Annotated in this window: 9 protein-coding genes; 4 read left to right on the forward strand and 5 right to left on the reverse strand. The window is 33.4% G+C overall.

The features are described from left to right. Positions 1–8: 8 nt before the first annotated feature. Both AC1RP1_RS01555 and AC1RP1_RS01560 read right to left on the reverse strand, forming a co-directional pair. Positions 9–1,340 carry an ATP-binding protein gene (locus tag AC1RP1_RS01555; protein WP_481760890.1) on the reverse strand — a complete coding sequence of 444 codons (1,332 nt, stop codon included), beginning with the start codon at positions 1,338–1,340 and terminating at the stop codon, positions 9–11. After that, on the reverse strand, positions 1,337–3,199 hold the full coding sequence (locus AC1RP1_RS01560) for a TerB N-terminal domain-containing protein (protein WP_481760889.1): 1,863 nt from the start codon (positions 3,197–3,199) through the stop codon (positions 1,337–1,339). Before AC1RP1_RS01560 ends, AC1RP1_RS01555 begins: the two co-directional genes overlap by 4 nt. A 406-nt stretch (positions 3,200–3,605) precedes the next feature. Here AC1RP1_RS01560 and AC1RP1_RS01565 point away from each other — a divergent pair, with 406 nt between their 5' ends. From AC1RP1_RS01565 to AC1RP1_RS01575, 3 genes are all read left to right on the forward strand, one after another. Beyond that, on the forward strand, positions 3,606–5,012 hold the full coding sequence (locus AC1RP1_RS01565) for a C69 family dipeptidase (RefSeq protein WP_481760888.1): 1,407 nt from the start codon (positions 3,606–3,608) through the stop codon (positions 5,010–5,012). A gap of 277 nt (positions 5,013–5,289) precedes the next feature. Then, a complete protein-coding gene (locus tag AC1RP1_RS01570; RefSeq protein ID WP_481760887.1) occupies positions 5,290–5,601 on the forward strand; it encodes a helix-turn-helix domain-containing protein in 312 nt (103 codons plus the stop codon). A 513-nt stretch (positions 5,602–6,114) separates the two neighbouring features. Beyond that, entirely contained in the window at positions 6,115–7,536 is a 1,422-nt protein-coding gene (locus AC1RP1_RS01575) for an AcpB/EbpR/MafR family transcriptional regulator (RefSeq protein ID WP_481760886.1), read from the forward strand. 75 nt (positions 7,537–7,611) lie between these two features. Here AC1RP1_RS01575 and AC1RP1_RS01580 read toward each other — a convergent pair whose 3' ends face one another. From AC1RP1_RS01580 to AC1RP1_RS01590, 3 genes are read right to left on the reverse strand one after another with little or no spacing between them, the layout of a single operon-like run. Then, positions 7,612–8,889 (reverse strand): glycoside hydrolase family 125 protein, encoded by a 1,278-nt coding sequence (locus AC1RP1_RS01580; RefSeq protein ID WP_481760885.1) that lies wholly within the window; start codon positions 8,887–8,889, stop codon positions 7,612–7,614. A 34-nt stretch (positions 8,890–8,923) separates the two neighbouring features. Next, on the reverse strand, positions 8,924–11,557 hold the full coding sequence (locus AC1RP1_RS01585) for a glycoside hydrolase family 38 N-terminal domain-containing protein (protein WP_481760884.1): 2,634 nt from the start codon (positions 11,555–11,557) through the stop codon (positions 8,924–8,926). 36 nt (positions 11,558–11,593) lie between these two features. Beyond that, entirely contained in the window at positions 11,594–12,943 is a 1,350-nt protein-coding gene (locus AC1RP1_RS01590; RefSeq protein ID WP_481760883.1) for a PTS sugar transporter subunit IIC, read from the reverse strand. 162 nt (positions 12,944–13,105) lie between these two features. Here AC1RP1_RS01590 and AC1RP1_RS01595 point away from each other — a divergent pair, with 162 nt between their 5' ends. After that, positions 13,106–13,825 carry a GntR family transcriptional regulator gene (locus tag AC1RP1_RS01595; RefSeq protein ID WP_481760882.1) on the forward strand — a complete coding sequence of 240 codons (720 nt, stop codon included), beginning with the start codon at positions 13,106–13,108 and terminating at the stop codon, positions 13,823–13,825. Positions 13,826–14,353: the final 528 nt, after the last annotated feature.

A 14,353-nucleotide genomic window follows, 5' to 3' on the forward strand; every position in this document is an offset into this window, starting at 1 on the left:
AATACCTCTCAAATTGTAAATTCAGAAAAATTGTCAGCCACTTTGTTAGAAACAGCCTCTGATTTGGCATAAGAAAACTCATCAGAATCAAATATTGTGTCAATGGATAGATTTGGATTTTGATATAAAATGTCTAATACCTCAATGAAATCACGGATAATCTCGCGTGGGGTAATATTTAAATCTGCTCCGATGCGTTCATATTCAATTCGGATAAAGGTGGCGAGGTTATCGTCTGTCATCTTTTTTTCATAACTATAGAGATCTGCATGCATAATAGCCAACTTTTCACATAGAATTAGCATCTCTTCAGCTGTTAATGGTTCTAACTTGATGACCGGGGCCAACAAATCTCTAGCGCCTGGTTTTGAAAACTTACCTTCAGCTAGACGAGAACGCAGGGCCTCATAACTATAAACACCGCGACGTTTATCTTCTATAGCTTGTGGAGTAGTTCCCATGATGATACCAAGATATTTAGCTTTACCTTGCAGTGTGTCATTGTACATCGTTAACAGTTTTTCATAATTATATTGACGCGTGATACTATTTGGAATCTTATAGATATTTACCAGCTCGTCAATCATAATTAGCATGCCAGAATAACCAGCTAATCTAAAGAAAGCAGCGAAAAGTTTTAAATATTCATACCAATTATCATCTGTAATAATAATATTAATATCTAAGTCCTTTTTGGCTTCACGTTTTAAAGCATATTCCCCACGGAACCAGCGGATGACTTTTGCTTTCAGTTCATCGTCGGCGTTGACATAGGCATGATAATAGGAAGAAAGTAATTTAGCAAATTCAAAGCCGTATACAAGTTCACTGACTGAGGAAGTGACTGTGTAAATATTTTGATCTACCATCGCAGTCAACCGAGGATCACCTGGGGTTAGGCCACTGTCGCTGGCTGCTTTTGTTTGAACGCTGCTAATCCAACGATCCAAAATTAAGTTAAGTGCACCACCTTCAGGTTTTGTTTTTGTAGATAGATTACTAATTAATTCGCGATAGGTTGCAAGACCTTGACCTTTTGATCCTTGAAGACGTCGTTCTGGTGATAAATCTGCATCGACAACAATAAAGCCACTGTTCATCACGTAATTACGAATCGTTTGCATCAGAAAACTTTTACCTGAGCCATATCTACCAACAACGAAGCGAAAAGATGCACCGCCTTCTGATATGATATCGACATCGTGTAAAAGTGCCTGAATTTCATTTTTTCTACCCACCGTAACGTAAGGTAGTCCAATTCTAGGGACAACACCACCCTTTAAGGAATTTAATACTGTTTGTGCAATGCGCTTTGGTACTTTTTGAGTTTGTTTTGTCATTTCATATTTCTCCTAATTATTTCAATTAAATCGTCCCGATAGTCTTCAATAAGAAAGATGGTATCGCCGTCACATTGTAGAGCTGAGTCGCCGATGTCATCAAAAAGCGTTTCATTTAACGTGTCGGTAATCACTTCAGGCATGCCATGCATATCACGGATCATGTCTGTGACAGATTCGCCTCGAACTAATAAGCTTAATAATTCTAACTGGGTCTTGCTTAGTGACAGCGTAGGCTCTGAATCAATAACAGGTATTTTTTCGAGGCCAGTCTGTTCAGTGGATGGCAATATGTTATTATGCTTTGGTAATACGTTTTCAGAAGTATCTTTTTCTTCGTCAGTTAACAAACTGTCTCGTGTTTCAAACGCATCGCTTCTAATTTTATCTAAATTTGAAAATTGAATGGTAACCTTAGGCTTATCTGCTTTCAAACGAGAATCACGGTCAGCTGCAATGACAGTTTTAACGTACGGTGCTGCCCAGGTTTCTGCATCTCGTGCTTTTAAAGGATAACCAGTTTTTAAATAAAGTCGTAACATACGATCTGTTTCACGCAAAAGACCATCTAACTTTTCTTGATGAAAGTTAAATTTTTGGTAACTCTGTTCGTACCACGCATTATCTTTGTAGGTATATTTTCGGATATCATTCAACTTGTATATAAGTGGCTGTTGTGGCGTTACTTGGTAATATACGGCGTTGCCTAGAGGGTACCAAAGATGAGAATGTATTGTGCCAAAGCACGCAGAAAATAAGTTATTATCCATTTTTATAGCTGTTCGCCACACTTGAGCGAATAACTGTGTGCCGTGTTTTTCATGTTTTTTAAGGACAGCTGATGCCAAAATTTTATGTCTTCCAAAAAGACAAAGCGCATCAAATACTGCTTTGTCTTCATGCTTTTCTGGATCACCTAAAATCATGATTGCATTATCTCTTTGTAATTTTTCGGTATCAGCGTACTGATACGTCGTGTCTGGTTCTATACCATTTATTACTGCTAGTTCAAACAACCATTTATGGCTGTTTAAGCGTATACGATTATCTCCAATACCGGAGTCCAGATAATTGATTTCAAATGCTTTTATTTTTTGTAGGCTGTCTATCACGGATGATGTGCCTATGCCATTAACCAACTCATACAAATATAGGTATGCAAGTGAGGTCGTGATTTTTTTATAAATGCCTTTTCGGATGTTTGTTCGCCAACTAAAATAGCCGCGTAATTGTTTCAAACCAAGATCATGGTAGGTTGTAAAGTAGCGGTGTATGTCGACATTGTAGGAGAAAACATCTTCGTAGTCGGCCATAAATTGTCCTTGGACATAAAAATTCCGGCATTTTTGCTTGAAAGAGTTATCACCGTAAGCATAGAGTTGGCTCATTTTTATCATTTTTTCAGGAATTTTATTTTCTTTGACATCAGAAGTCATTCCCTTAAACGTCAGAGGAACCGCGTGGTATTGTTGCTGTTGTATAGGTTCAGGTTCGGCGTTTAGAACAATCGTATTACCGCTTTGTTCGTTCTTTTCAAGTGCATTATCAAAAATACGATATATAACATCTGGGTCTGTGCTGTCGTCAAAATGGACGCCTAACCACTTCGGACCGCGCATTCGAAAAGGTGACGAAAGGTAAGACGGTAAAATATCAGTTGGTATTTCCTGTGCGTATTTGATGTCACAACGCTCGATATTATCACCAGAAGTAGCGTTTTTTTGACGCATCAAAACAGCCACCCATTTATTTGTGCTGGGATCTACCAACACCGAAAAACTAGGGAATTTAGGCCATTTGTATTGTTCGATAATATTATATTTTTCCTTGGCGTATAGTACTAATTCAGATAAATTCATGTTTTCACCAGAGTATTCTGTTATTTATAAGGTTGGTAGCCATACGTCCTAAATATTTACGCAAAGATAGGTGAATAAACAACTAGGACAGTTAAATTCATCAATAATTTTTGTTATTTAAAATGTATACTACCGTCAGTATATGATGTACCGTAGCGTCACAGTCAATATCATTTTCCTTTTCATATGATTTTAATATCTTTATGACAAAATTATTCAAATTATAGGTCTTGCGCAAATTTTGTATAATACAGGTATGGGACATACCTTTCACCGCTTTCAATTAGTTTTAGTCAACGAAATTGTAGAGCCAGTCTTAACGCCAAAAATGGGGTTAAGACTGCTTTTAATTTACCGCTAAAACCGCTATACTATTAGTATAAAATCAATAAGGAGTGTGTGGAAAATGACAAAAAGAGTTCAAGGTTCTTGTACATCAATTTTAGTTGGTAAAAATGCTTCAATCGACGGTTCAACAATGATTTCTCGAAATGATGATGGGCATGAAGCTTTAGATCCACAACGTTTTGTTGTTGTACAACCTGAAGATCAACCACGTAATTATCAATCTGTTATTAGTGGTGTAAAGGTAGAATTACCAGATAATCCAATGCGTTATACCTCAATTCCAAACTCACTTTTAACAAACGGAATTTGGCCTGCAGCGGGTATCAATAGTGATAATGTAACGATGTCTGCTACAGAAACAATTACAAGTAATCCACGTATTCAAGGGCTTGATCCTTATGCTGCTGGTGGAATTGGTGAAGAAGATCTTGTAACGCTCGTCTTACCATATATTCATAGTGCTAAAGAAGGGGTTGAACGTTTAGGCGATTTACTCTTAACACATGGCACATATGAACCAAATGGTATCGCATTTTCCGATAATGATAGTGTTTGGTGGCTTGAAACAATCGGTGGCCATCATTGGGCAGCTGTTCGTATTCCGGATGACGCTTATGTTGTTGCACCTAACCGTCGAAATATTGATATGTTTGATTTTGATTCAGAAGACACACTTTGTTCTGAAGATTTAAAAGTCTTAATTGATAATAATAAGTTAAATCCTGATTTTGAGGGTTACAATTTACGTCATATCTTTGGTAGTGCATCAATTAAAGATACGGTCTACAATAATCCCCGTACATGGTACGGTCAACAATATTTCAATCCTGAAATTATTCAAGATCCAATGGATCAAGACTTACCTTTCATTTGTCATGCAAATCGTAAAATTTCAATTGAAGATGTTAAATTTGTTTTGAGTGCACATTTTGAAAATACGGAATACGATCCTTATGGTAGTGCGCCAGAAGATATTAAAACACGATTCCGTCCAATTGGGATTAACCGTAATCATAATGTACATTTATTACAAGTTCGTAATGATGTACCTGATGAGATTGCTGGGATTCACTGGTTAGCTTATGGTGCAAATACGTTTAATACAATTGTGCCATTCTATGCGAACGTTAATGACACACCAGAATCATATAAAAATGCGACAGGTGAATTTGATTTAAATAATATGTATTGGCTCAGTTGTACAACTGCATTGTTGGGCGATACGAATTATGACTTCTACGTAGATATGCGAAATACATTTGAACTTGAAGCAATGAGTGCTTACCATGAAATTCAAAATGTTGCTGATAAGGCAGTTAGTTCACAAGCAAATATCACAGCATTTTTAGAAGAAATGAATAATAAGTTAGCTACAGAATCATTAAAACGTCAAACACAATTGTTAGGTGAAATGGTTATATCTGGTTCCGAACAAATGAAATTACGTTATAACTTAAACGATTAATTATAAACAAAATGAAAAGTTATCATTAAGTTGATAACTTTTTTTGTAACAATTATTTTAATTACTAGATTTAGGCAGCACTTTTGAGTAATATGGTACCATTTCATATGCTAGTAAAAATCAAATTTAGATCACTTAAATATGGTTTATATAATTCTTATTATAATGATAACAAGTATAATAATATGCTTTTTGCTAAAATTAACGTTTTTAAAAATCTTTAAGCTTTCTTTGATTTCACTTATTGTAAAATAAGATTCGTGATTGGAGAAAGTTAATGGTTAAAACGATAAGTCAGTTAATTCGAAAAAAACGTAAGGCACTTAGTCTAACAATTGAGCAGCTTGCTGAAAAGTCTAACGTTTCTATTAGTTTGATTTCTAGAATTGAACGAGGGGACGTTGCTAATATCAGTATTAATAAATTATCTGATATTGCCAGTGCGCTAGAATTGGAATTGTCAGACTTCTTTAGTAGGCAACAGTTTTCGGATATACCTACTTTAGAATTATTACAATATTTTAGTACGTTAACAGATGAGAAACGTGAGAAATTATCAAAATCAATTCTTAGAATTATTCAATTATAAATGATAATGATTAATAATGGATTATGTTATTTTTTTATAGAATGCACAATTTTTCTGTCTTTGTATTCTTTAGTTAAATTAATTTCAATTATTTTAGGTTTTAAATTTTTCGATAACTTTAAATTGGATAGTAATAAATTAGAATTGTCCATGGTAGATCGTCATCTTCAAATAATAGATCTTAACCAAGAAACTTTCCTGGTTAAGGGTTATTTTAGTAGGAAATTGAATTAATTTAACTTAGATGTCAAGTTAAATGATAGATAAGATATCGTTAGTATTTGGAGAGAAATTAGAATAAAAAATGACATGAAATAGGTTAAATGTTAACATAAAGAGGATAATAATTCTGGGGAATAAGTTATTTTTTAAGTATGGTATTGGGGATAAAAATTTAACTCAAAAAAATATTTATGTTAATGATTGGAAATACTCGGAGGTAAGCATTTGTACAAGAAAAACATTCTCGATAAACAAGAATGGCTAATTTGCGAAATTATTTAAATATTAGCTTTGAACGAAACTGGTTTATCAAGAAAACGATTACGTGAGCAATTAAATGTTTCTGAAACGGCTGTAAAAGTTGCTTTACAACAATTGGATAAAGATTTAAATTCCGGGGATGAACCCTACATGATTATTACAAAAAATAACGTCCAATTATTAGGTAAAGGCGAAATGAATTTTAATCAAACGATTTATCGGTATATAAAAAAATCGATAAATTATCAGATTTTAATGGCCTTTTATACTAAAGGTAATGCAAAAGTTGAGAATCTAGATACTAAATTAAATGTCAGTGAGGCTTCTATTTTTAGAAGGATTAAGCGATTAAATTCTCTTTTAGAAGAATTTCATGTGAAAATTTCTCATGGTGTGATGTTAGGTAACGAAAGTCAAATTCGCTTTTTTTATTATTCATTGTTTTTAGGAATTGATTTTAAATTCGAACAATCAAGTGAAAATGGCATTATTATGGCAGTCATCCAACGGTTTGAGGAATATTTTGATTTTAATGTGAATGATAGTAGTTTAGTTAGAGTAAAGCTTTGGTTAAAAGTAACAAGTCAACGAATGATGGTTAACGATCAAGATAATCGTAGTATTTCAGTTGTTTTAGAAGACATGATAAAAAATAATTCTTTGTTCGATAGCGTTGAAGAAGAATTTGGCGAAATTGTTAAAGAGTTTAAGCATAAAGTTGATATTCATTTTGAAAGTGCACTACTTTACGCTTGGACCACGGCTTTTGTGCCAGTACCATGGAGCACCTTTGTTGCCCATGATTTCGTGGCCGTTAATCGTAAAAATAATAATAAATTGCAACAAGCTGTTGAATTTTTAGAAAATGGCTTTGAGAATAGCTTAGGTATTCAGGTTGCTGGAGGCGATTTAAGTGAGTCTTTATATCCAATTTGTACAGAAGCCTTTTTATTTCACGGCGTTTTAAAATCTGCTAGTACAGATATGATGGAAGATTATCGCCTTAGAAAAGATAATGAGTTAGTTCTTAAAAATGTAAAAAATGCCATGAGTGCAATGATTGAAGAATCGAAGGGCGATCCCGAATGGTATGCCTTTTATTCAAGGTATGGTGACTCATTTATCAAGACGATTATGTCAATTTTTAATGCGCGTTTATTGGCAAAAGAAAAATTATTAACGGTAGGTGTGGATTTAAATACTGAGGAGCGCGTTAAGGAAATGTTTATGATGTACGCCAGTCGGGAATTAAATATTAATTTACGAGTCAACATAGATGTTTACGAGTCTACTAAGAATTATGATTTAGTTATTACAAATTTTATGAGCAAAAATTATTTGAATTCAGCACTGGAGACATATATTATCACTGGATTAGGGACGGATAGTGATGTACTTGGCGTTGAACAAGAATTAATAGAGATACTTAAAAAATATTATCATACTCAATGATAATATTTTTTTGATTTGAATTAGTTATAAGCCTAAAAAAAGAGTAGATTTCTCTACTCTAAATTAACTATATTATTAAATATTCAGATATCGTAAAGCAAGTTGACAGTAAGTCATATTTGCCCAAGAAAACCAGTCTCTAGTAAATTGACTTGGGTCATTAACGTTAATTCCTTCATGACATTGTAATGTGTCATCATCGGTTTGACTAATGATATCTAAATTATTTTGCATAATTTCCGGATTATTTGATGTTAATCCCTCCATCGCTAACGAAATCGGCCAAATATATTCCTTTGGTGTATGAGGACTGCCAATCCCTTTTAAATATTTTCCCGAGTAATAATAGGGATTTTGATCACTCAGAATAAATTTACGCGTTTTTTGGTAGATAGAGTCATCAGGTGAAATATAACCAATAAATGGGAGAGATAATAGACTAGGTACGTTAGCATCGTCCATTAAATTGATATTACCTAAGCCATCAACCTCATAGGCAAAAATAGTTTCATTAGAATTTGGAGCTGATACGATTCCAAAATTTTCAATTCCAGATTCAACTTCAGATCGGAGACGACTTATTCTTTTAAGTAGCTCGACTGGAGCTGGTTGTGTTTTAGATAAGGTAAGCAACTCATCTAGGACACAAATGATATAGCAATTACCTGGAATATGATAACCATATAAGCAGGCATCATCACTTGGGCGGAAACCACTCCAAACCATACCTGTATACCCAATTGGTGCACCTTTACCACCATGACTCAATGTGTCTGTTGAGGGACCATTAGAACGATTAAAAATATAATCGGAAGTTTCATGATGTTGTTCCGTAATAAAGGTATCCACAATTAACTTTACAGTTTGCCAAAAGTTACTGTCTAAATGTTTTGAATATCCAGATTTTTGATAAAGTTCTGATGCCAAATGGATAGGGGCGCATAATGAATCAATTTCAAATTTTCTCTCCCAAACGAGATCAGATATTGGAATATTTGATTTATCAACTGTGTAGTGTGCACCAGAACTAGTTTCGTTAAATGCATTTGCATAAGGATCATGTTTAATATAGGCAAGTTGTTGATTAATAACGCCATGGATGAGATATGTTATTTCTGGAATCTTATCTGTTAGTGAAAGATAAGGTAGTATCTGAAATGTCGAATCTCTGAGCCACATGGCAGGAATATCTCCTGTAGCAATGAATATATCTGAATCATTTTGTACTTTAACCGTATTTGTTAGTGTATCAATGAATACATTACGAAATAATGCAGTAGATTTTTTTGAAGAAAGTGAAATTGTTTCTGAATAATCCGTAACTTGTTTAATTAGTTTTTCTTGATTTATCATTTAAATACCTCAAATCGTAAGTTATCATAATTACTTATTTAATTGGAAAGATACCGTAAGTTCTAATTTCTCCTGGACCAAACGATAGTAAATCAACGGTGGTAACTTTTGAATTAATGAAATGGCTAACTTTACCATTTAAATCGAGTTCAGCAATGTTACAAGTAGTATTTAATGAGAGATTGCCAGGTTGATTGATAACGTTATCAGTTGGATTATAAAGACGAAGTTCAAATCCAGTTTTATCATCTGATATTGAAAAACTACTCATAATGACCTTTAAATTTTGAACGGACATAATTGAATTGTGATTAACGTTAGTCTTTGCTGGATTCATCATGAAATATTGTAAAGGTGTTGAGAAGCGATTTATTATTTGATCTTGATAGAAAAGTTCATTTTGACTTAATTGGCGATGCTTATTTTGAAGTTCAATAGGCTTGAAGTCAGCTTCAACAACTAGCCCACCTTCAAATATTAATTCTTTATTTAATTGACTATCCGGAGTTGATACAATTTTTGTTTGTAGACCTGAAGCATCTGAGGGACGGCGCATTAAGTCAGGACGTCCTAAGAAACCTACTCCTCTAAACAATGTAATCGCTAATTTATCAAAAGATTTATCAATTAATTGAAAATCTTTCGTACCTAAGGTTAGAAAAGACCAACTTACTTCTTTATTATGTGAATTAGCGAAATGAATCATTGGTCGCATACTTGTTGGTTCTTCCTTATAACCAATTTGTTCCCAGTCTTTAAGGTGTTTGTCTTCAGTAGGACGTTCAATGATACCAAATGGGGTATCTGCGAACGAGCTAACGACATTCGTTAATTGTGTATTTAAAATAAGTCGCATACGATGATCAAGAATAGTATTATCAATGTGCATCTTAAATTTAATAACGTTAGAATTTTTTGTTAATGTTAATGTTAATTGATAATTTAATCGACCAGTTTTAGTTTTTAGTGCACGCTCCTCTAAGTTGATTGGTAAGGTCCACGAACCAGTAATTGACATAATTTGATATAATTTTCCTGATTTAAATGTTATTGAATCAGATTTTGAAAAATCTAAAGTTAATAACCAATCTTTGAATGCAGGAGAGTAGTCATACGTATCACCCTCATCACCGCTATCTTCAATTGTCATAAAATTAGAATATGAGTGATTATCAAACTTTGTTTTAAGATTTAATTGCCCGTCATCAAAAGAAATTTTGTAGAAATCATTTTGAATATCAGTAGATACTTCTAATGTATTTACTGGGTTGTTTTCAGAGACGGACTGAATGCAGTAGCCAGTCCAATCTGTAGCTGATATGATCGTTTTAAAAGCAATTTTAGTAATATAATAAAAATCATCAGTCATTTCAGTTTGATCACGGCGTAAAACTGCTGCATTTTCTTCCTTTTGATAAATAATATCAAAAGGAACATCAATGCCGTCTATTGTTTTAAGATTAAAATTAGCAAAAGAAGTACTAACTTCGAATTCACGAATTTCATTAACTGGTAAAGGAAGTGGATTCCAAGCAAATAAATTTAATTGTTTTTTATCTGAAATAGAAATACTTAGTTTACGAAGTAGATAATCTTTGAGTGAAAGAGATAATTGATCTGCCACAATTCCACGATGTAAGATATCTTGATTTGTTTTATCACTGTTACAGCCACCGGAACTATCATGAGCTTGTCCACGGGCAATAGTCTTCCAAATATCATCAATTAAACCTTGCTTTTCAGATATACCCTGATGTGTAGCAATAGCCATTAAAGGCTCGACTTCATAAGTCATTCTCCGTTCTAATTTATCGTAAAGCTGTTTTAAATCGTAACGAGAAGAATAGATTCCTCGATGTATTTTAGAATCTGATGGATCAATGAATTCTCCATTAAATGATGGTAAATTGGACTCCTTAGCTAATGCATCAAAAAATTTTGGATACGTACTTTCTTGAATAACAGAATCAGATTGTAAAAGAACACTATTAGCAGTTGCAAGTCTATCTTTTAAATTATGATCGATAGCTCGCTGGTCGCCACCAATTGGTAAAACAAGATTGTCAGATGTAGTATTCGTTGAGATTTTCTCCGTTAAATCGAAAAAGTTATCATTTTCAACTAAATCTACACCTGCATAATAGCCATTTTTAATATTAGCAACTAAAACTTTGGAGGAGTCATTACTTGTCCAGTAAAAATAGCGGGAATCGTTTTCTGTAGGGAACCCACGCCAGAAAACGGTGCTATTAATACCAAATCCATTATATATTTTTGGCATATCTTGTCCTTGTCCAAATGAATCTGGGAGATACCCAACTTTCATTACGCCACCTAAATTGTCAGCTAGCTTTGATCCAATTCTGATATTGCGAACAATAGATTCTCCAGAAGTAACCATTTCATCAATTTGAGTATACCAAGGTCCAATGAGTAAACGACCCATAGAAACATATTTTTTGATAAGATCTTCTTTTTCTGGAGCTGTATTTAGATAATCATCAATAATTGACATCTGTCCATCTAATAGATAATAATCTAGTTCATTTTTAGATAATGCCTCAAAAGCTTCGTCCATATGGAAGGCAAATTGAATTCGAGCCTCTTGACGTGTAAAATACCATTCAAAATCCCAATGAGTATGTGCGATTGCATGAATCTGTTTCAAATGAAACACCCTTTCTTCTCTTGAATTAAATTCAGATTATTCTGTAACCATGTCTGCATCCAATTTTCTTGCTTCTGCACGTTCATGGCGTTGGTTGATAATAACAAATGGAGCATATAGTGCAGTATCTAAGACAACTAAAACAGCAGTTAAAACGACTGGGCTTAGATGGAATGCACCTAATACCCAAGTGCTAATGAAAATAGGTTCATTACCAGAATTTAAAACTACAAGAGGTACAACCCAACCGATTGAAGTTACAACATATGCAATAATTGCATTTGTGACAGGTACAACAATCCATGGAATGAACATTAGTGGATTTAAAACAATAGGTAAACCGAAAATAACAGGTTCATTAATACCAAAACAACTTGGAATGAAACCTAGTTTTGCAACTTCTCGCTCTTTTTCACCTTTATTTGTGAAAATCAGCATTGCAATAATTAAACCAAATGTTGCACCAGAACCACCAATCATGGCGTAAACATTTGTCATTGTATTAGGTGAAATTGAAATATCAGCAAAACTTTGAGTTTCAGCAAATTTTGCAACGTTTTTAAGGAATAGTGGTAACCAGAAGGCTGAAATAACGCCCCAGACGATATTGAAACCATGTAAACCAAGGAACCAAAGGATTTGTTCTAATAAAATAACAATAATAATAGCTGGAAGCCCAACACCAACGCTTAACATTGGTGAGATAACAATATCAGCAATCATTTGTACTAATGAAACATAGCCAAGTGACTGTATTGTAATTCTTACGATACCAAAAATAATAAGTACTTCGGAAATTGGAATTAATGAGAAAAATGAATCGAAAACATTTTGTGGTACGTTACCAGGCATTTTAATCGTGAACTTACTTCTTGCGAATCGAGCGAACAACGAAACGGCAAGCATTCCAACAATTAAGGCTGTAAACATACCTTCATAACTAAAGAATGAAGTTGAAAAACCTTCAACAACTTTAGCTTTGCTATCCAAAAAGTTAACGTTATTAGGAATCATGACGAAGTATGCTGCGAATGCCAATAATGTGGCAATAATTGGATTTAAACCTTTATTTTTTTCGTCCTTTTTTAATTCCATTGCATACGAGTATGCTGATGAAAAAACAACGATTAGTGCAACAATACCAAGAGTAGCAGTACCAATGTAGCCGAATAAGTCACTAATACTTGTTAAAATGACATTATGAATATCTTTTGCTTTAATTAATGCATCAAGTTCCATTTTGATTAGATTTGAGAATGATCCGACAACAGTAAACGGAATTGTTCTAACAAAGGCATTCTTAATAGCTTGTAAAATGGTATTTCTTTCAACCCATGCTGAAACTTTTAAGAGTGGCCCCTGGATTTTTTCTAAGTTAAAATGCATAATAAAGACTCCTTTTAATTTTGTTTATAGAAAGCGCTTTCTATAAACAAAGTATAACAACATCTTTTTAATTTGTAAATACATATTTAAATGAAACGTGTTTACAAATTAAATTATATAATATAATATGTATATACAAATGTATAGAAATGAGGTAGACAAATGTACAGATATCGAGAAATATACTCAGATATTAAACGAGATATTTTAACAAATCATTATCGTGCCGGGGCTTTACTGCCAACTCAAGAAATATTAACCGAAAAATACCAAGTTTCTAGATTAACGTTAAAAAAATCATTAAATTTACTAATTGATGAAGGATTAGTTTATAGTAAGCAAGGGTCAGGGACGTATGTGCGACCAAGAATGGATAGTCAATCTACGGAGATGTTGCCTCTAGATTTACCTGTTGGTGTCACATATTCACATCGAGATCAAAAAATATCAAGTAAATTAATACATTTTAATGCCCGATTACCAACAGAAATAGAACAAAAAAATCTACAAATATTATCTAATGATCCAGTTTATGAAATTAAAAGGGTTAGATTGATTAATAAAAAGGTCTATAGTTTTGAGCACTCAGTGATGCCGGTCTCAATTGCGCCTATCGATGAAAAGGTATTATCAGGATCCGTGTATGACTATTTAGGGAGTCACGCGAACTTACAGTTAACAGATGCAAGACGAGTGGTTTATGCTGAACCAGCAAACAAAGAAACTAGTCAAGTTTTAGAAGTTTCCTTGGATAGTCCAATTTTTGTAATTGATCAAATCGCTTATGATCAAAAAGGCCGCGCCTTTGAATATTCGACGTCAAGATTTGTGAGCAATCATAATAAATTTGTCTTAGATGTTCATTTAAATAAAAACAACTAAAAAAGAGATTCCTGCAATATACTTTTTTTTAACCGATTTTAAAATAGGATAGCATAAAGTAGAGTAGTTTGTGATCGTAACTAGCAGTGATATTGTGGGACAATACGCGATATGTGTTGAAGTAATAAATAAAGTATGGAAAGGAGGATGCAACAATGATAATAAGACAAGAAGAAATAGAAAACGATTATAGTTTTTCACAATCTACCTTAAACGTAATTGTTATGGATTCAAAAATAACCAGCATTTCTTTACCCGAATTGAATTAATTTTGCATAAGAAAAGGCATCTGTCTTTCGACAAATACCTTAGTATTCCGCCACCAACACCAGTTGACAAAGAGCCCTTTTTAAAAGAATAATCAGTTAATCTTTAAATCTGAGCGGTATTAAAATTGAACCGAGTGGTTATTTAATACTGATTCAAAATCTCAAAATAACATATATAAAAAAATTCCCTTGAAATATCTAGACATTAGGTAAATAATGTGGGTGTAGCGAACTGTGTAGGAGTAAAAATGATATGGGG

This window comes from Dellaglioa sp. CoH-56-MRSF-13 (genome assembly GCF_056782095.1).